This is a genomic window from Nocardia sp. NPDC047654, assembly GCF_043205035.1.
In the GTDB taxonomy this organism is placed as follows: domain Bacteria; phylum Actinomycetota; class Actinomycetes; order Mycobacteriales; family Mycobacteriaceae; genus Nocardia.
Map to the genome: position 1 here is coordinate 47,960 of NZ_JBIDDF010000012.1, position 18,705 is coordinate 66,664.

Sequence of the window (18,705 nt, forward strand, 5' to 3'; positions counted from 1 at the left end):
GTCACTTCCCCTCGAAGACAGGGGTACGGCGTTCGGCGAAGGCCGCCACGCCCTCGGCCCAGTCCCCGGTCGCCATCAGTTCCAGAATCTGGCGCGGCTCGCTGGCGAGCGCGACGTCGAGAGAGTCGTCACGGCGCAGCGCTGCCTTCATCCGCGCCAGCGACAACGGCGCCTTCCCCGCCAGGGATTCGGCGAGGCCGCGCGCCGTGTCGAGAAGGAGGTCGCCGGGAACGGACGCGTAGGCCAAGCCCCACTCGGAAGCCTGTGTGCCGGTGCAGCGCTCACCGAGGATCAGTAGATCGGTGGCTCGGCGCAGACCGATCAACCGCGGTAGCCGGTGGGTGACTCCGCCGCCGACGAATGTCCCGATGCCGACCTCGGGGAAGCCCAGTTGCGCGTCCTCTGCCATGACCAGGAAGTCCGCGCTCACCGCGATTTCGGCGCCCGCGCCGAGTGCGTAACCGCCGACGGCGGCGACCACCGGCGTGTCCATCCGCTGGATCTGCTCGCACGCCCGCTGGGCGAGATCGAGGTAGTGCGCTTGCTCGGTGGAGGTGCGAGCACCGGAGTGGTGCGCCTTCAGGTCAGCGCCCGCGCAGAAAGCGCGGCCCGCACCGTGCAGTATCACGCAGCGCACCGTCGGATCCGAGTCGGCGACGACCAGATGGCCGATCAACGCTTCGTAGAGCTCTTCGCTGACCGCGTTGAGCCGCTCCGGGCGGTTCAACGTCAGCTCGGCTATGGGACCGGACCTGCTCAACAACACCGTGGACATCTCGATCACTTCCTCTGGACTCTGGATCGAGCCCACTATGCCACAGAAATTGCATTCCCATCATTGGATGCAAACATATTTGCAGATGTGGGCAGGGGCGGTGTTGCATGACCGACCATCAGTTACCGGGTCACAGCCCACGGTCTTTGGGAGGCACAGTGCCCACCGCAATCCCCCCTGCGGGAAACCTCAACCACACCATCAACACTCGTCAGTTGACGATGATCGGAATCGGCGGCGTCATCGGCGCGGGGCTATTCGTCGGCAGCGGGAAGGCGATCGCGGCCGCCGGACCAGGCATCGTCCTGGCCTATCTGCTCACCGGGCTGATCGTGATCCTGGTGATGCGCATGCTGGCCGAACTGGCCACGGCCAGCCCGGAGACCGGTTCGTTCTCCAGTTATGCCTCACGCGAACTGGGTCCGTGGGCCGGGCTGTCGGTCGGCTGGGTGTACAGCTATCACTGGTGCGTGACAGTCGCTTTCGAGGCCATCGCCGGCGGAGCGATCGCCAACCAGCTTCTTCCAGCGGTACCCACGTGGGCCTTCGCCCTGCTCTTCATGAGTGTGCTTACCGGAGTCAACTTGGCGGCGGTGAGTTCGTTCGCGCGTTTCGAGTTCTGGTTGGCCCTGATCAAGGTCACCGCGATCGTCGTCTTCATCGGTATCGGCATCGCGGCGATCTGCGGCGCCTTCTCCCATTTCGCCGCGCCGGGGACGACGAATCTTCTGGGGCGGGGCGGCTTGTTCCCGCACGGATTCCCTCCGTTGCTCGCCGCGTCGCTGACGGTTTTCTTCTCCTACTTCGGCACCGAACTGGTCACGATCGCCGCCGGTGAGGCCGCCGATCCGGTCAACGCGGTGCGGGCGAGCATGCGCAGCGTCGCCGGGCGCATCCTGATCTTCTATGTCGGATCGATCCTGGTCGTCGTCACGTTGCTGCCGTGGGACAGCGCCGAGATCACCGAAAGTCCGTACACCGCCGTGCTGAACCTGCTGGGCATTTCCGGCGCCCGGACGATCATGAACCTGATCGTCCTCACCGCTGTGCTGTCGTGTCTGAACTCGGGCCTCTATTCCGCGTCGCGGATGCTGTTCTCGCTGGCACAACGCGGAGAGGGTCCAGAACCGCTGGGTCGCGTCAGCCGATCCGGCGTGCCCACAGCGGGTGTTCTCGCCGCGGCGAGCGCCGGATTCCTGGCCGTGGCCGCGAACTACTTTCTGCCCACCGGAGCGGTCTTCAACTTCCTGCTCAGCTCGTCCGGCGCCGTCGCGGTGGTCGTGTACCTGTGTATCTGTGCTACGTACATTGCCGGTCGGCGCCATCGCGCGGCGGAATCCGCGACGCCACCGGTGCGGATGTGGGGCGCTCCCTATCTGCCGTACCTGGTCTTCGTCACGCTGCTGGGCATCGTGGTGGGGATGGCGTTCGGATCCGATACCCGGACACCGCTCGCGCTGACCCTGACGGTCACGACCCTGGCAGTGGCAGCGGGCCTACTGCACCAGCGTCGCGCTGCCAAGAATGCCGCGACGACGCTACCGGTGACCTAGCCGGCGGCAAGACGGAATCAGAAGCCGTCGGCGGTGTATACGCCGAACTCGCCCAGCAACCTTTCCTCTTCCAACAACGTTTCGCGCACCTCGTGGCCTAGTAGATGCGCGACGGCGCCCGACATGGCCTGGACGATCGAGGTGAAGGCGGTCATCGAACGCAGCACGCTCGCACTCGATGCCTCGACGTAGAACGTCTCGTGCGCTGCCGCCGCCAGCGGCGAGACCGCGGTGTCGGTCAGGGCCACGACGTGGGCGCCGCGACCGCGGGCCCACCGCGCCGCGCGCACCGTGTCGAGGCTGTAGCGATGGATCGATATCGCGACGAAACAATCCCCGGCGCGGACACGACGCAGCTCGTCGGTCAGAGATCCACTGGTTCCGGTCACGGTGGCTACCTCCTCACGCAGCAAACCCAGCAGGTAGCCGAGCAGATAGGCCGGAGCGTGGCATTTGCGCAAGCCCATCACGTGCACCCGCGGCGCGCGCGCCAGCTGGGCGGCCACCGCTTCCCAGGTGGTGTCCGCGATGCCGGCGAAAGAACGGGCGATGTTCGCTCGGTCCAGCGCCACCTGGTTCTCACGCAGGCCCACGCCCTGCGCCACCACATGCTCGAGGTTCTCGAAACGGCGCAGCAACTGCGCCTGCTCCTGCAGGCGCTCCTGGCACAGCCGGGCCAAACCGGGGTACCCCTTGAGCCCCAGAGCGTTCGCGAACCGCACCACTGTCGCCTCGTTGACCGCGACCGCGCTCGCCAGATCGGACACCGTCATGAACGCCACCGCCTCCGGGTCCGACAGCACGCGCTCAGCCAGCTTCTTGTGCGAGGCCGACAGCGAACCCCACCTGGCGCGGATCTCGGTCACCAGGTCGTCGAACGTGGCCGGACCCGTCACCGACTCCGCATTCGTGTCCACTCAGCCTCCTCCTCCACCGCGTCGACCACCACGGATTCCTTCCCGAATCTATCCGACGCAGCCGGTCTGTCCGACCCAGCCGGTCTCCGCCCCGCGGTCGGATGATCGGAATCGACGCCGCCTCCCGCAGACCATCGATGCACCCGCGCGATGTGGGGCAGCAGGTAGCCCTTCGGCCAACTGTCAGAAAGAAGCGGAAAATCGCGCGGTCTTCGCGGAAAGATTCAGCCGCGCAGTGGAAATGCGCCGATGCAGTACCTGATCCATTGGCGCATGGCGGCCGCGATGGACATGCTCCGTGCGGAGAAGCTGTCGATGACCGAGGTAGCGCGTCGCGTCGGATATCAATCGGCGACCGCATTCACGCGACATACCGGGAACTCGCCAAGGAAGTTCGCACGGTCCTGGTGACATGGGACGCCGCAAGGTCGAGAGTGCGCGGTGGATCATCCGCGGCAACGACCACCCAGCCACAGAAGGCCCGCGAGACCGGCCTCATGGATGCCCTACTCAGCCGCGGCGTCGAACCCTGCCTCCCGCGGCTCCAGAACGCCGACGCGACCTGGTTGGTTGCCGACCACGAGAACGATGGATTGTTCGAACTAGTCGGTGATGATCGGCCTGATGTAGTCGCGGGCGAACGCGGTGAGCCCCGAGTCCAGGTCGATGGCGCCGATCGGTTGCAGGATCAGCGAGTGCACGATGCGGCAGACGACCTCGACGCGTACGTCCAGGTCGGGCACCTCGGGGAAGCCTTTCTCGAGCATCGCGGTTCGCAGGACCTCGGTCGTCGCGGCGACCGACATCATGAAGAAGGCGCCGCCCTCGGTGGTGAGCTGCGGGAGTAGGCGGTCGGGCTCGAGGGACAGCATCCGTTGCACCAGTGGATGGGTTCGCCAGCGGGTGAGGACGGTGGCGAACACGTCGACAACCAAGCCCTCCAGGGTGTCGTGCCGGGCCGGGAGTTCGCCGAGTTCGGCGAGCAACTTGCGCACCTCCCGTTCGGTCACCGCGCGCACGACGTCGTCCCGGGCGCCGACGCGCCGATAGACGGTCACCCGGTCGACACCGGCCTTGCGGGCGATGTCCTCGATGGTCGTCTTCTTCACGCCGACCTGCCCGAACTGGATCAGGGCTGCTTCGAGGATCCGTTCCTCGATGGATTCGGCAGTGTTCTCCGAGGTGGCGGCAGTGGTGGGCACACCTCTGACGCTAGCACCGATCGCCATCATTGCAACATCGCAAGTCGATTTGTGGCCGCAACATTGCAATACGAAATGTAGCGATGTACGGTTCGCTGTATGGCTGATCACAGTGCAACGAAGCGCTCCTATCAAGACGAGGCCCACGCGATCCACGCCCGTGACGTCCACTTCGACTTCTCCTCGGTGCCGATGCACTACATCCCGGGCGAGGTAGTCGCGACCCACGTCACCAACGTGATGCACCTGGTGCTGCCCGAAGGGGAACGGGCGATGGCGGCCTGCTTGGCCGAGGCCCTGCCCTTCATCAAGGACGAACGCCTGCGTGAAGAGGTGACCGGATTCATCGGCCAGGAGTCGATGCATGCCAGTAGCCATGAGGGTGCGCGTGAGCACCTGCAGTCGCTCGGTCTGGACGTCGAGTCCTACGTGAGCAAGGTCGCCTGGCTGGTCGACCGGGTCCTGGGCGATCACGACCTCAGCGGCAAGGCCAAGGAGCAGTGGCTCAAAGAGCGCCTCGGCCTGTTCGCGGGCATGGAGCATTTCACCGCGGTGATCGGCGAGTGGCTCCTCGAGGCCGAGGCCCTCGAAGCCGCCGGCATGCACCCGACGATGCTGGATCTGGTCCGCTGGCACGGCGCGGAGGAGGTCGAACACCGCAGCGTCGTCTTCGACGCCTACATGTACCTCGACGGCGGTTACGCGCGTCGGGCTCGCACGGGATTGCTCGCCACCGTATTACTTCTGCCGCTCTTCGTGATCTCCACGGCGTACCTGTATCGCAAAGACCCCAGTACGAACAAAGGCAGATTCTGGGGTGCGCAGTTCGTGAGCGCGACCGTGCGGGGCGTGATTCCCAGTTTCACGACCTTCTTCACGGAAATGCCGCGCTACCTGCGGCCGAGTTTCCATCCCTCACAGCTGGGGTCGATGGACAGCGCGCTGCGCTATCTCGCGCACTCTCCGGCGGCGCGCGCATGACCAGCACCGACGCCGCCCCCACGCCGAGCCTTCGAGCGTTCGGCATCGCCATGGACATCTACAAGAAGGTGTTCACCACCCCCGCGCTCTCCCGCCCGAAGCCGTTGCGGTTCAACGGATTCGAACTCGACACCGTGGTCGAGTCAGTGCGTGCCGAGGCCGATGACGTCGCGTCGCTCACCCTGGTGGGCCGGGACGAACAGACCCTGCCGTCATGGCGGCCGGGTTCGCATCTCGATGTGTTTCTGCCGTCGGGACGACAGCGGCAGTATTCGTTGTGCGGGGATCCCCGGGATCGGCGGCGCTACCGCATCGCCGTGCGCCGCATCGCCGACGGGGACGGCGGATCACTGGAAATGCATACGATGCAACCGGGCGACGCGCTGCGAATTCGGGGGCCGCGCAACGCGTTCACTTATATCGAGAACGCGCCGTCCTACCTGTTCCTCGCCGCTGGCATCGGGATCACCCCCATCCTGCCGATGGTCAGGCAGACCGGTGAACGTGGGCGATTGGTGTATCTGGGGCGCTCCCGGTCGACCATGCCGTTCCTGAGCGAACTACCGCTCGACACCGACATCCGCCCCGACGACGAATACGGCGCACCCGACGTCCCCGCTATCCTCTCCCGAGCGGAACCTGGCGCGGCCGTCTATGTTTGCGGGCCGCCCCCGGTGCTGGAGGCCGCGCAGCGACACCTGTTCCGGCTCAATCCCACCGCCTCGCTGCATACCGAGCGCTTCTCCGCGCTGCCGGTGACCGACGGCCGCGAGTTCGACCTGACTTTGGCGCGAACCGGGGTCGATGTCCGGGTCGGCAGCCACGAAACGGCTCTCGAAGCACTCCGCCGGGTCAAGCCCGACGTGCTGTACTCCTGTCGTCAAGGATTCTGCGGCACCTGCAAGACCCGTGTGCTCTCCGGCGACATCGACCACCGCGACCGGTTGCTCAGCGACACCGAACGCCCCGACCACATGTTGACCTGTGTCTCCCGTTCCACCGACGGACCTCTCGTCCTCGATCTCTGACCGTGAAAGGCAATCCGGTCTCATGACTGCACGTTTCGCGCTGGCGAAATCCGACGACGCATTCCTCGCCGGCGCCGCCCGCCGCTACACCCATTTCGTCGACATCTCACAACCGCCGCAGCGCGTCTGGGCGGCACTGACCTCCGACGACGCCCTCGTGTCGTGGTCGCCGGTGATCACCGAGGCGCGCTGGACCTCGCCCCGGCCGTTCGGTGTCGGCACCACCCGCGTGGTCACCCTCGGCGGTGTCGCGCGCCTGGAGGAACGGTTCTACCGCTGGGAGGAAGGCTCCCATATGACCTTCACCGTCGACGCCGCCTCGATTCCGGGCTTGAAGCGGTTCGCCGAGGACATCGCCCTACAGCCGACCCCCGGCGGGACACGCCTGATCTGGACGTTCGCGCTCGAAGGCAACGCCTTGCTGCGCCCGCTGCTGGCCGCAGCGAGCCCGGTCAACCGTTTCGTCACGAAATCGATTGCCCGCGGGATCCGCCGGGCGATCGCCACTTCGGCGCAGGAGGCCGGTCGATGACCGTCACCGAGACGCGGCCCGCCGCGCAGGACAGCATGTTCGAGGTGCGTAACCCGGCGTCCGGCCTGGTCGTCGGCCGGTATCCGAACCGGACCCCGGCGCAGGTCGAGGCCGCGGTCACACGCGCTCAGGAGGCCGCGGCCGAATGGGCCGCGATGGGTTTCGCCGAGCGCGGGCGGGTGCTGGACCGCTGGCGGGCCGAGATCGTGCGCGGCCGGAATGATCTCGCGCGCATCATGCATCAGGAGATGGGCAAGCCGATCTCCGATGCCAAGCTCGAGATCGTGATGGCGCTCGAGCATCTGAAATGGGCGGCGCGCAATGCTCAGCGCGTGCTCGGCCGCCGTGCGGTGGGATCGAGCTTGCTCACCCTCAATCAGGCGTCCAGTGTCGAGTACCGTCCGTTCGGCGTCGTCGGCATCATCGGGCCCTGGAACTATCCGGTATTCACGCCGCTGAGTTCGATCTCGTTCGCGCTCGCCGCCGGCAACGCGGTGGTGTTCAAACCGAGCGAGTACACCCCGGGGGTCGGACTCTGGCTCGCCGAGGCATTCACCCGGGTGCTGCCGGCGAGACCGGTGTTACAGGTGGTCACCGGGGCGGGCGAGACAGGCGCGGCACTGTGCCGCAGCCGGGTCGGCAAGATCGGATTCACCGGATCTACCGAGACCGGAAAGCGTGTTCTTGCCGCGTGCGCCGAGCACCTCACCCCCGTCCTGATGGAGTGCGGCGGCAAGGACGCGCTGATCGTCGACGCGGACGCCGACCTCGACGCCGCGGCCGACGCGGCGATCTGGGGCGGTATGTCCAATGCGGGCCAAACCTGTCTCGGTGTCGAGCGGGTATATGTCCACACGGCCGTCTACGACGAATTCCTCGGCAAACTTCGCACTCTGGCCGGTGACCTGCGCGCCGGAAACGGCACGGCGCAGATCGGCCCGATCACAATGCCCAAGCAACTCGAGGTGATCCGCCGGCACCTGGACGACGCGATCGCCCGCGGCGGGCGCGCGCTACTCGGCGGCTCCGAATCGATCAGCGGTCAGTTCGTGCAGCCGACCATCCTGGTCGATGTCCCCGAGGATGCCGCCGCCGTGGTTGAGGAGACCTTCGGGCCGACACTCACCGTCGCCCGCGTGACCGATATGGACGAGGCCGTCGAACGGGTCAACGCGAGCGAATACGGTCTCGGCGCCACTGTTTTCGCCCGGTGCGACGGTGTGGCGATCGCGGACCGGATCAACAGCGGCGCTACCTCCATCAACGCCTTCGTCGCTCACGCGACGGTCCCGGCACTTCCGCTGGGCGGAGTCGGGGCGTCCGGATTCGGCCGCGTGCACGGCCCAGATGGCCTGCGCGAATTCACCTATGCCAAAGCGACCACGCGGCAGCGTTTTCCCTCCCCGCTGGCGCTCACGACGTTCAGGCGCAGTGCACGCGTGGACTTCGTGGTCGATGTGCTGACCGCGGCACTGCACGGAAGGATCGGCTGACCCATGACCGCACACGACATCGAGCACCGGCAGATCGTCATTCTCGGCGCGGGCTTCGGCGGGATCGGCCTGGCTATCAAGCTGCGCGCGGCCGGATTCGACGACCTCGTGCTGATCGAACGCGCCGAAGACCTCGGCGGCACCTGGCAGGCCAATACCTATCCGGGCTGTGCGTGCGATGTGCCCTCGCAGCTGTACAGCTACTCCTTCGCGCCGAACCCGGATTGGTCGCGTACCTACGGCGGCCAGCGCGAAATTCTCGAATATATCCGCTCGGTAGCGACGAAACACGATGTGGTGCGCCACATTCGGCTGGGCACCGAACTCCTCGGCGCGCGATGGGACGAAGCGGCATCGGTCTGGCGGGTCGAAACCTCGCGCGGGCTCCTCACCGCCGACTACTTCATCTCCGCCGCCGGGATCTTCGCCGAAGCGAAGTACCCGGATCTTCCGGGCCTGGACACTTTCGAAGGCAAGGCCTTCCATTCGCTGCACTGGGATCACGACCACGACCTGTCCGGCGAACGGGTGGCCGTGATCGGCACCGGGGCGTCGGCCGTTCAGTTCGTGCCCGAGATTCAGCCGAAGGTCGCGTCGCTGACCGTCTTTCAGCGGTCCGCCCCCTGGATCGTGCCGCGGATGGATCGCCGGACGCGGGCGCTGGAACGTCTGTTGTTGCGTCGGGTTCCCCTGACCCAGAAGGCAGTTCGCGGCACCTGGTACACCCTGATCGAAAGCTTCGGCCTGGTCGGCTTCGTGGACAACCGATTCCGGCACCCGTTCGAACTGCTCGGCCGCTTCCAGCTGCGACGCCAGATCCGCGACGAGGCGTTACGTGCGCGAGTCACGCCGGACTACATGATCGGCTGCAAACGGGCCATCTTCTCCGATGCCTACCTGCCCGCGTTGGATCAGGACAACGTCGAGGTCGTGACCGACGGCATCGAAGAGGTCCGGCCGCACTCGATCCTGACTCGGGCCGGGGTGGAGATTCTGGTGGACACCATCATCTACGGCACCGGATTCACCTCCATCCCGACCGCGTACGAACGGATCGTCGGCCGCGAGAACCTGTCGATCGCCGACCTGTATCACAATCAGCCGCAGACCTACCTCGGCGCGGCCGTCGCGGGCTTCCCGAACTTCTTCTGCACGCTCGGGCCGTTCGGCGCGGCCGGCAATCAGTCCGCCATCTTCATGATCGAGTCGCAGATCGCCTACATCGTCGACGCCCTGTCGACGCTGCGCACCCGGCGCGCGCGGCGGGTCGAGCTGCGACCCATCGTCCAGGAAAGGTTCGTCGAGGAGATGCGGCGGCGCAGCGCCGAAACCGTCTGGCTCACCGGCGGCTGCGACAGCTACTACACCACCGCCGAGGGCGGCAACGCCGGGCTGTATCCGAGCTGGAGCTTCGAATATCGCAAGCGCACCGAACGGTTCGACGCCGAAGCCTACGAGGTGGTCTGATGACACGCAATCCGCTGAGCCGGTTCGCCGGCTCGAGTTATGACGTCAGCGGAAAGGTCGTGCTGATCACCGGCGCCGGACAGGGCATCGGCCGCGAACTCGCGAACCTGCTGCACACCCGGGGCGCGACCGTAGTGGTCTGCGACATCGATGAGATCACCGCGCGTGCGACGGCATCCCTGCTCGGCTCCCCCGCGTATCCGATCGCCGCCGATGTCGCCGACCGTACGCGGATGGAACAGGTCGTGGCGGAGGTGGTGCAGCGGTTCGGCCGCCTCGACGTCGTGGTCGCCAATGCCGGTGTCACTCCCGTTCCCGCCACGGTGCGCACGCTGGATCCGGCCGACTTCGACCGGGTGGTCGGCATCAATCTCACCGGGGTTTTCAATACCGTGCACCCCGCACTCGATCACATCGTCCAGGCCGAAGGTCATGTCGTGGTCGTCTCCTCGTGTGCCGCGTTCGCCCCTGGGATGGGCGGTTCGCCGTACATGGTCAGCAAGGCCGCGGTGGAACAGCTCGGGCGCGCCCTACGGGTCGAACTCGCTGCCGTGGGCGCGAGCGCCGGCATCGCCTACTTCGGCATTGTCGAGACCGCCATGACCCACGACATGCTCGACACCGACGAGCTGGGCCGTCGGCTCGACGCCATGCTGCCTTGGCCGCTGCGGATGCGGATCACCGCGAAACAGGCCGCGCGCAGCATCGCCGACGGCATCGCCCGCCGTGCCCCGCGCACGATCGCGCCCGCCGGCTGGGAGCCCTACGCGCTGCTGCGGGGTGCGGTCAACGTCGTTCTCGACAACCGTCTCGCGGCGAGTTCGTCCGTGCACGAGCTGCTTCGCACCATCGAGGCGCGCCGATGACCGCCCTCGTCGAGCGCGGATCGTTCCGGGCCCGCGCGGTGCGGCGCTTGTCGACGCACACCATCCGGCGGCTCGGTGCGCTCGCGCCGGTGAACCCGACGACCCTGGCCGCGATCCGGCCCCTGATCGACCGCACCTTGCGGGCCGCGGCGCCCACTCTGCGCGGCACCGTGACCCGGGTCGTGCACGGGCCGGTTCGGGGTGAATGGGTGTACGGCCCGCGAGCCACCCGCACCGACCACGTCGTGCTGTATATCCACGGTGGCGGATTCGTGGCCGGGTCCGCGGCTGGTTATCGCGGCGTGGCCGCACGAATGTCCACCGCGACCCGGATGCCGGTCTTCACTCTCGACTACCGCTTGGCGCCCGAACATCCCTATCCCGCGGCACCGATGGATGTCGCGCGCGGCTATCGGTGGCTGCTGAAGCAGGGCTACCGTCCCGAGCAGGTGATCATCGCGGGTGACTCGGCCGGAGGTTTCCTGGCCGCGGACCTGATCCTCGCCAACGGACAGTCGGCGGTGCCGCAGCCCGGCGCGGTGGTCCTGTTCTCCCCCATCACCGATCTGAGCCTCACGCTCGCCACCGGCCATGCCAACGCCACGCTCGACGGCTTGTTGACGGTGCCGATGTCGCGCCACGCGATCGCGCAGTTCACCGACCTGCCTATGGAATTGCGGCCCGAACCCGGGATGTCGCTGCCGCCCGCGCTCATCCACACCAGCGACACCGAGTTCTTCAGCAACGACGCCACGACGCTGGCGAACCGTTGGACGGCCGCGGGCGCACACTGCGAGCTGCAGGTCTGGCCGGACCAGATGCATGTCTTCCAGGCTCTGCCGGCGCTCATCCCCGAATCCCGCTTCGCCTACCGCGCGGCAGGCCGATTCGTCACCGCGATCCTCGAACCCGCCACTGCCGCCGGCTGATTCAGAAAGGTCAGTTCCGTGAGCCCTGCTCGCTTCGACACGCTGCCCGCAGCGTTCCAGCACACCGCGTCGATCGATCCCGACGCGATCGCACTGCGCACTCCCGGCAATGCCCGCACCCTCACCTGGCGGGACTACGCACGCCAGGTTCGTGAGGTGGCCGGCGGGCTCGCCCGACTCGGCGTCCGGCGCGGCGACACCGTGGCGCTGATGCTGACCAACCGCATCGATTTCTATCCCCTCGAGGTCGGCGCGCAACACCTCGGCGCGACATCGTTCTCGTTGTACAACACCCTGCCCGCCGAGCAGCTCGCCTACGTCCTCGACAATGCCCGCGCCCGCGTGGTGATCTGTGAACCGCAATTCCTACCGCGTCTGCGGGACAGCGGGGTCGAACTCGACCACGTGATCTGCCTCGACGACGCGCCGGCGGGCACACTGTCGATCGATCAGCTGATCAGTTCCGGCACAGCCGACTTCGACTTCGACGCGGCCTGGCGAGCGGTCCAGCCCGGCGACGTCGCGACTCTGATCTACACCTCGGGCACCACCGGCAACCCGAAGGGGGTGGAAACCACCCACGCCAACCTCCTGTTCCAGGTGTACGGCATCGACAGCGTGCTGCATTTCGAATTCGGTGACACCATCACCTCGTTCATGCCGACCGCCCACATCGCCGACCGGCTCACCGCCCTGTACGTCCAGGAAGTGCTGGGTACCCAGGTGACCTGTGTGTCAGACGCGAGCAACATCGCGGCCGCGCTCACCGATCTGCGCCCGACAGTCTGGGGAGCAGTGCCCAGGGTGTGGGAAAAGCTCAAAGCCGCCATCGAAATCAAGGTGGCCGGCGAGCAGGACGGGACCCGTCGCAAGGCCTTGGAGTGGGCGCTGGGGGTGGCCGGCGAGCGCAGCAAGCACCAGCTGGCCGGGGAGCCGGTACCCACCGGGTTGGCTGCCGAGTGGAAGCTGGCCGACGAGATGGTGCTGAGCGGCCTGCGCGCCGCCCTCGGATTCGATCGGCTGCGCTGGGCGCTGTCGGGTGCGGCGCCGATTCCGGCGCAGACCCTGGCGTTCTTCGCCGGACTGGGCATCCCGATCGCGGAGATCTGGGGCATGTCCGAGTTGTCGTGCATCTGCAGTGTCAGCCATCCTGACGACGCCAAGCTGGGTACCGTCGGAAAACTTCTGCCCGGCATGGAATCCCGCCGCGCGGCCGACGGCGAACTGCATGTGCGCGGTCCGCTGGTGATGAAGGGTTACCGCGGCCTGCCCGAGCAAACCAGCGAGGCGATCGACGCGGACGGCTGGCTGCACACCGGTGACATCGTGGAGATCGACGCCGACGGTTACCTGAAGATCGTCGATCGCAAGAAGGAACTGATCATCAATGCCGCCGGGAAGAACATGTCACCGGCGAACATCGAGAACACCATCAAGGCCAGTGCACCGCTCGTCGGGGCCATCGCGGTCATCGGCGACGCGCGCCCCTACAACACCGCGCTGATCGTCCTCGACGTCGAAATCGCCGGACCTTACGCGCGTCAGCACGGACTTCCCGACGCGTCCGCGGCCACCTTGGCCGCCGATCCCACCGTCGTGCGGACGATCGCGGCCGGGGTGGCCGCAGGCAATCAGCGGCTCTCGCGCGTGGAGCAGATCAAACGGTTCCGTGTGCTCCCGGTGTTCTGGGAAGCCGGTGGTGACGAAGTCACCCTCACCATGAAGCTCAAGCGGAAAGTCATTGCCGAGAAATATCTTTCCGATATCACCGACCTGTACAAACAGGAGCTCGCACCAGGGGTGCATGAGCCCCAGCGATCCTGACCTGCCGGTGTTGCACTGTGCCCCCGAAGGATTCGGCAAGGCACAGCCTGCCCGCGACGGTTCGGGTCGTGCTGGAGCGCTCCCGCGACCCAGCCGCCGCTGTCGGCGGCGAGCGGATCGCCGAGCACCAAGACGGCTTCGAGCAGCCGGGTGAGCTCACTCGGCGCGCGCTCGAGCGAGCGCTTCATCGGCGAGCGCTACCGCCGCCTCGTCCGGCGCGTACGTGGCCAGCGCGGCGACGAGGTCACGGATATCGCTGCGAATCGACGGTGCCGGCTGGGCGTGGCGGGCGATGTCGAGCTCGTTGGCGATGGTCAGGACGGCGAAATCGCGGAGTTCGGTTCCTTCGATCGTCTTCGAGCCGCCGGTGAATCTGTCGGTCACGGGCAAGGGCCGTCGGCCGAACTCGCGGTAGGTGCGCGCGCGATCGCATGCGCCGTAGAGGTACACCAGCGCCGCCGCGTCGGGTCCGATGACGTGATCCAGCCGCCGGCGATCCGTGGTCGGTAGCAGGGCGTGCCGGAACCCGTCGGTGCCGTATGACGCGTGGCAGATCGATGCCAGCCGAGTTCGTGGCGCGGCGTTCCATTCGACGGTGAGGGCGTGCACTCGGCGAAGGTGTTCGAACAGGGTCCCACCTGGGTGATCGATCTGTTCGGCGCCGAGCGTGCGCTGTAGCTCGAACGCGCGGCGGACGACGTCGTCGGTCCCGAGCCACTTGGTGGCGTGCGCCGAAACGATGCGCGCGAGTTCCGCCGGGGCGTCGCGAGCGACGAGATGCCCGGCGTCCGGTACGCGGGTAACGGTGACGCGCCGGTTGGCCGTGCGTAGCCGGTCCACGTCGGCGTCGGCGAGCGGAGACAGTGGTCCTCCCCGCACGAGCAGGATGGGCAGGTCCGATGCCGCGATGATCGCGTGGAGTTCGGAGCGGGACGCGAGAATGTCGTCGGCGAGCCCGGCATCGCGGGCGAGGAGTCCGTGGTCGTCGAGCCAGCGGCGGGCGCGATCCGCATCGATATCGGGGACGACGTCCACGAGCACGAGGCCGGCGACACGCCGCGCGACGGACGACTCCGCGAGGGCGGCGACGGCGGCGACCCCTCCGAGGGAGGCGCCCACCACGACGATCGGCGCCGGTTCGCGAGCCACCATCTCGATCACGTCGTCGGCGATCGCCCGCAAGGTGGTCGCCCGACCGGAACTCTCGCCGTGCCCGCGCAGATCGAAGGCCACCGTCCGCAGTCCGCACTCGGTCATCCCCTCCGTGACCGGTGCCCAGACGTCGCGACGTTCTCGGCCCGCGTGAAGCAGCAGGACCGTGGGGCCCGCACCGGTCACCGTGGCGCGAAGTGTGACGTCGCGCAGCGTGAGGGTCATGTCTGTCATCGCTGATCCACCTCCGTGCCGAATCTCGTTCTCAACTCCATGATTTCGACCATCGACATACCCCTCTCCGATTTACCTTGAGCCGTCGAGGTAACGGTACGCAAGGAAACCTTGGCCAGTCAAGGTAAGATTTCCGAGGTGACCAATTCGAGAACGCGCAGACCACCGGACGAAGCCCGTCGGTTGATCCTCGACGCCGCGGCTTCGCTGCTGGCCGAGGGAGGCGTCGCCGCTGTACAGGTGCGCGCGGTGGCAGCGCGGGTGGGGATGACCGACGCCGGCGTCTCCCATCACTTCGGCAATCGCGAGAAGCTGCTCGCCGAACTGCTTCGCCACGGTGGACGCGGGCTTCGAGCCGCGCTCCGAGACGTCATCGCCGTATGGCTGGAGCACGGCACCGATGTCCTCGAGCTCGTCGAGTCCCTCGAGTCCGTGTATCGGGGCGGCTACGGCGAACTCGCGGTGGCGCTGCACGCGGCGGGATGGCGCGACCCTGGTGCCGGCATGCTCGACCCGGTCGTCGACGCCCTGCATCGGAGTCGGCCTCCCGGAAGTTCCCTCGACGAGACACGACTCGCGGTCGCCGCCCTCCACCAGGCGATGGCAACCGAGCCCCTCTACGGCAGCGACTTCCGTCGGAGCGCCGGCCTCACCGGCGCGGCAGCGCAAGACTCGACCGCTCAGCTGCGCTGGTGGGCAAACCAGCTCCAACGCGCGCTCGACATCGACCCGGCACGCCGTTGACCCGAGAAGCGGTCGGCACGCTCGGTATCAGCAGCGCACTCCGATCCGCTCGCACTGCTTATGGGTCACCTCGGCGAGCCCCGCGGCGACCGCGCCGGCCGCCATGGACAGCGATCCGACGCCGAGCCGACCAGCACGCAAGCCGAGGCCGGATCGGCCGCGGCTTCACCGCACACCCCCACGGGTTTGCCGAGGCGCTGCCCCGCGGCCGCGGCGCGCGTGCCGATCACCCACGGCATGAGTTCCTGCTGGCACGGGCGATGGAGCACGATTCGCCGATGTTGTTGTCCCGGCCGGCGTGTGAGTATCTGATCTCGGCGCGGGTGATCCGGCCGGGCCCGGTGACGGTGGTGGAGCGGGTCGCGGACGCCCGCCACCAGGCCCAAGCTGAGACCTACGACCGGTTGGCGCACGATTTCACCCCCGAGCGGTCGCGGAGCTGGACGCGCTGCTGAATGTCGATCCTTCGCTGGGGATGTCACGGTTGCGGTGGCTGTCGACCGGACCGGTGGAGGCCTCGGCGACGGCGGTGAAAGCTGAGGTCGACAAGCTGGGGTTCCTGCGCAACCTGGGTGCGGACACTGTGGACATGTCGGTGCTGCCCGCGGAGCGGCGCCGGTTCCTGGCCACGATGGGCGCCGCCTGACCCCGCAAGCCGTCGAGTGCCGTGATCCGCAGCTCCGGTATCCGATCCTGCTCACTGTGCTGGCACAGTCGGCCACCGAAGTCCTCGATGAAGTGGTGGCGCTGTTCGACCAGGCGATCTCGGCGAAGTTCTCCACCGCTGAACGCCGGATGCGCGACGAACTCGCCGAACGCGGCAAGTCTGGTGAAGACCGCCAGGCACTGCTGGACGAGCTCCTAGAAATCATCAATGCCCCGTTGCTTGTGCCCGGCCAGTGGGGACAGCGCGTTCTCGAAGGTGACTTCGGCGATGCCGTCGATCTTGCGATCCTCGGCGATCGTGGTTTCGACGCCCTCGATGGCGGGCCAGCGCCCGGGGTTGTGTTCGGCGAGGTGGATCTGCCGGTACTCGTCCAGTCCGGGGGTGGCGGAGTGTGCGCACGGCGGGTCAGGGGGCGAGGAATTTCGCGGCGATAGGGGCGAACTTCTGCCAGTACTGGAAGATGCCACCGTGTCCAGAGTTCGGGTAGATGATCAACTCGCTGTTCTTGATCCGCTGGTGCAGGTCCTCGGACAGGACGGAGGGGACCATGCGGTCGTTGTCGCCGTTGGCGATCAGCGTGGGCTGGGTGATGACGGACAGGTCGGAAGGGGTGGAGCGTCCGTACTTCGCGATCGCCTTCAGCTGGGTCTGGAACGCGGAGACCTTTATCTTCTTGTCCCGGTCCGTGGTGCGTTCCTCGAGCCGCTTCACGAATGCCTTGCCGGCCCTCTTGCCTTCGTCGTCACGGTTGAAGAAGAGGAACTCCTTCGGGTCGGAGAAGGTCACGGCAGCGCGGAGCATGTCCCAATAGGTGGTGCCGATGACCTTGTCCATGTCCTTCCCGCCGCGAGGGCCGGTGCCGGTGAGGACGAGCTTGCGGACCAGATCGGGGTGCTTGACGACGAGGTCCTGGGCGATCATGCCACCCATGGAGAAGGAGAAGATGTCGATCTTGTCGTACCCGAGGCCCTTCGTGATGAATGTGTAAGCGTCGTCGGCCGCCCTTTCGAGGGTGTCGGGGACGCGGCCGCTGGATGCGCCGACACCGAGCTGGTCGAAGGTGATGACTCGGCGGTTCTTCGCGATGGCGTCCACGATGCGCGGGTCCCAGTTGTCGAGGGTGCCGGCGAGGTGCACGAAGAAGACCACCGGGATCTCCTCTGCGGGGCCGAGCTCGCGGTAGGCGAACGTGTCGCCTCCCGCGATGAGGGTCTTCGCGGGTGCGTTCGCGTACGAGGTGATGACGGGTTCGTCGGCGGTGCTCATGGTGCTTCTCCTTCTGGGGTCGGGTTGAATACAGTTGCTGACTTGGCGGTGGGTGCGGTGGTCGGAGCACCCCGTAGGTGGGTTGCGGTGCCCTCGTTGAAGGCCATGCTGATGCATTCTGCTGGTAGCCGGATGGTTACTCGGCGAGGAATTGCAACGCGTCGGGCACGAAATCCCGGTGGTGCTGGAAGATTCCGCCGTGCCCGGAGTTCGGGTAGATCTCGAGTTGTGCGTTGGGTAGTCGGCGCGCCATATCGGCGGAGTGGCTGCTGGCGACCATGAGGTCGTTATCGCCGTTGGCGACCAAGACCGGGTGGGTGACGACGGACAGGTCGTCGGGCTGGGAGCGGCCGGCGTGCCGGATGGCCTTGATCTGGGCGATGGCGGCCTGGATCGAGATCCGCTTGTCGCGGTTGTCGGTCCGTTCTTTGAGGCGGCGCAGGTAGTCGGTCGCGGCCTGTTTTCCTTCGGGGTTGCGGGGGAAGAACAGGAAGTTGCGGGGGTCGCTGAGGGTGAGCAATGCTTTGAGGTAGGCGACGGCGACGATGGAGCCCATCTTGTCGATGCCGCCGCCGCCGCGGGGGCCAGACCCGGCCACGATCAGGCGGCGGACCAGTTCGGGTGCTTGCAGGACCACCATCTGGGCGACACCGCCACCGAGTGAGAACCCGAGCAGATCGACTTTCTGCAGACCGAGCGCGCGGATGAACGCGATGGCGTCGGTGCCCATTTGTTCGACGGTGGATGGCACCGATCCTCCAGTGGCGCCGACGCCGCGGTTGTCGAAGGCGATGACGCGATGGTGTGCGGCGATGCCGTCGATGACGCGGGGGTCCCAGTCGTCGAGGACCGCGGTCAGATGGTGCAGGAACACCACGGGGACCTCGGAGGGTTCGCCGAGTTCCCGGTAGGTGAAGGTAGTGCCGTTGACGTCTATGGTGCGGTTGGGTGCGTCTTTCCAGGTCGTCATGGCGGGCCTTTCTCAGGAGAGCCTGTGAATCTGTCTGACGAGTGCGATCAGGGGGCGATGACGCTACGTGCGTCGAGTTCGGCCATGCGGCCAGGATTTGCGTGC

Annotated in this window: 17 protein-coding genes and 1 pseudogene; 12 read left to right on the forward strand and 6 right to left on the reverse strand. The window is 66.9% G+C overall.

Going from position 1 to position 18,705, the window contains the following annotated elements:
- Window position 1: 1 nt before the first annotated feature.
- Window positions 2–775 carry an enoyl-CoA hydratase/isomerase family protein gene (locus ACGF7Y_RS25765; protein WP_393237487.1) on the reverse strand — a complete coding sequence of 258 codons (774 nt, stop codon included), beginning with the start codon at window positions 773–775 and terminating at the stop codon, window positions 2–4.
- 158 nt (window positions 776–933) lie between these two features.
- On the opposite strand from ACGF7Y_RS25765, the gene ACGF7Y_RS25770 reads away from it, so the two are divergent.
- A complete protein-coding gene (locus ACGF7Y_RS25770) occupies window positions 934–2,328 on the forward strand; it encodes an amino acid permease (RefSeq protein WP_393237490.1) in 1,395 nt (464 codons plus the stop codon).
- 17 nt (window positions 2,329–2,345) lie between these two features.
- Here ACGF7Y_RS25770 and ACGF7Y_RS25775 read toward each other — a convergent pair whose 3' ends face one another.
- The gene (locus tag ACGF7Y_RS25775) at window positions 2,346–3,245 is read right to left on the reverse strand and encodes a MurR/RpiR family transcriptional regulator (RefSeq protein ID WP_393237493.1); all 900 of its coding nucleotides are present in this window, start codon (window positions 3,243–3,245) and stop codon (window positions 2,346–2,348) included.
- A gap of 249 nt (window positions 3,246–3,494) precedes the next feature.
- Between ACGF7Y_RS25775 and ACGF7Y_RS25780 the strand changes: the two genes are divergently transcribed.
- Window positions 3,495–3,656, forward strand: coding sequence for a helix-turn-helix domain-containing protein (locus ACGF7Y_RS25780; protein ID WP_393237496.1), 162 nt, complete (start codon window positions 3,495–3,497; stop codon window positions 3,654–3,656).
- 191 nt (window positions 3,657–3,847) lie between these two features.
- Here ACGF7Y_RS25780 and ACGF7Y_RS25785 read toward each other — a convergent pair whose 3' ends face one another.
- The gene (locus ACGF7Y_RS25785) at window positions 3,848–4,447 is read right to left on the reverse strand and encodes a TetR/AcrR family transcriptional regulator (RefSeq protein ID WP_393237498.1); all 600 of its coding nucleotides are present in this window, start codon (window positions 4,445–4,447) and stop codon (window positions 3,848–3,850) included.
- A gap of 99 nt (window positions 4,448–4,546) precedes the next feature.
- Between ACGF7Y_RS25785 and ACGF7Y_RS25790 the strand changes: the two genes are divergently transcribed.
- The 8 genes from ACGF7Y_RS25790 to fadD11 are packed head-to-tail and all read left to right on the forward strand — an operon-like array spanning window position 4,547 to window position 13,567.
- Window positions 4,547–5,428, forward strand: coding sequence for a metal-dependent hydrolase (locus ACGF7Y_RS25790; protein WP_393237501.1), 882 nt, complete (start codon window positions 4,547–4,549; stop codon window positions 5,426–5,428).
- A complete protein-coding gene (locus tag ACGF7Y_RS25795) occupies window positions 5,425–6,456 on the forward strand; it encodes a PDR/VanB family oxidoreductase (RefSeq protein ID WP_393237504.1) in 1,032 nt (343 codons plus the stop codon). The genes ACGF7Y_RS25790 and ACGF7Y_RS25795 overlap by 4 nt, the downstream gene beginning before the upstream one ends.
- Window positions 6,457–6,478: 22 nt before the next feature.
- The gene (locus ACGF7Y_RS25800; RefSeq protein ID WP_393237507.1) at window positions 6,479–6,988 is read left to right on the forward strand and encodes an SRPBCC family protein; all 510 of its coding nucleotides are present in this window, start codon (window positions 6,479–6,481) and stop codon (window positions 6,986–6,988) included.
- Window positions 6,985–8,481, forward strand: a complete 1,497-nt coding sequence (locus ACGF7Y_RS25805) for an aldehyde dehydrogenase family protein (RefSeq protein WP_393237510.1) — start codon at window positions 6,985–6,987, stop codon at window positions 8,479–8,481. Before ACGF7Y_RS25800 ends, ACGF7Y_RS25805 begins: the two co-directional genes overlap by 4 nt.
- A 3-nt stretch (window positions 8,482–8,484) precedes the next feature.
- Window positions 8,485–9,948, forward strand: a complete 1,464-nt coding sequence (locus tag ACGF7Y_RS25810) for a flavin-containing monooxygenase (protein WP_393237513.1) — start codon at window positions 8,485–8,487, stop codon at window positions 9,946–9,948.
- Entirely contained in the window at window positions 9,948–10,814 is an 867-nt protein-coding gene (locus ACGF7Y_RS25815; protein ID WP_393237516.1) for an SDR family oxidoreductase, read from the forward strand. Before ACGF7Y_RS25810 ends, ACGF7Y_RS25815 begins: the two co-directional genes overlap by 1 nt.
- On the forward strand, window positions 10,811–11,743 hold the full coding sequence (locus ACGF7Y_RS25820) for an alpha/beta hydrolase (RefSeq protein ID WP_393237519.1): 933 nt from the start codon (window positions 10,811–10,813) through the stop codon (window positions 11,741–11,743). Before ACGF7Y_RS25815 ends, ACGF7Y_RS25820 begins: the two co-directional genes overlap by 4 nt.
- Before the next feature lie 18 nt (window positions 11,744–11,761).
- Window positions 11,762–13,567, forward strand: coding sequence for a fatty acid--CoA ligase FadD11 (gene fadD11 / locus ACGF7Y_RS25825; protein ID WP_393237523.1), 1,806 nt, complete (start codon window positions 11,762–11,764; stop codon window positions 13,565–13,567).
- Between the two features lie 156 nt (window positions 13,568–13,723).
- Here fadD11 and ACGF7Y_RS25830 read toward each other — a convergent pair whose 3' ends face one another.
- The gene (locus tag ACGF7Y_RS25830; protein WP_393237526.1) at window positions 13,724–14,953 is read right to left on the reverse strand and encodes an alpha/beta fold hydrolase; all 1,230 of its coding nucleotides are present in this window, start codon (window positions 14,951–14,953) and stop codon (window positions 13,724–13,726) included.
- 138 nt (window positions 14,954–15,091) lie between these two features.
- Between ACGF7Y_RS25830 and ACGF7Y_RS25835 the strand changes: the two genes are divergently transcribed.
- Both ACGF7Y_RS25835 and ACGF7Y_RS25840 read left to right on the forward strand, forming a co-directional pair.
- Entirely contained in the window at window positions 15,092–15,697 is a 606-nt protein-coding gene (locus ACGF7Y_RS25835) for a TetR/AcrR family transcriptional regulator (RefSeq protein WP_393237529.1), read from the forward strand.
- Window positions 15,698–15,777: 80 nt separating this feature from the next.
- Window positions 15,778–16,603: pseudogene (locus ACGF7Y_RS25840) on the forward strand (Tn3 family transposase); the annotation flags it as partial.
- Between the two features lie 166 nt (window positions 16,604–16,769).
- Here ACGF7Y_RS25840 and ACGF7Y_RS25845 read toward each other — a convergent pair.
- Together ACGF7Y_RS25845 and ACGF7Y_RS25850 are read right to left on the reverse strand one after the other, a co-directional pair.
- Window positions 16,770–17,630, reverse strand: a complete 861-nt coding sequence (locus ACGF7Y_RS25845; protein ID WP_393237531.1) for an alpha/beta fold hydrolase — start codon at window positions 17,628–17,630, stop codon at window positions 16,770–16,772.
- A gap of 136 nt (window positions 17,631–17,766) precedes the next feature.
- The gene (locus ACGF7Y_RS25850; protein WP_393237533.1) at window positions 17,767–18,600 is read right to left on the reverse strand and encodes an alpha/beta fold hydrolase; all 834 of its coding nucleotides are present in this window, start codon (window positions 18,598–18,600) and stop codon (window positions 17,767–17,769) included.
- Window positions 18,601–18,705: the final 105 nt, after the last annotated feature.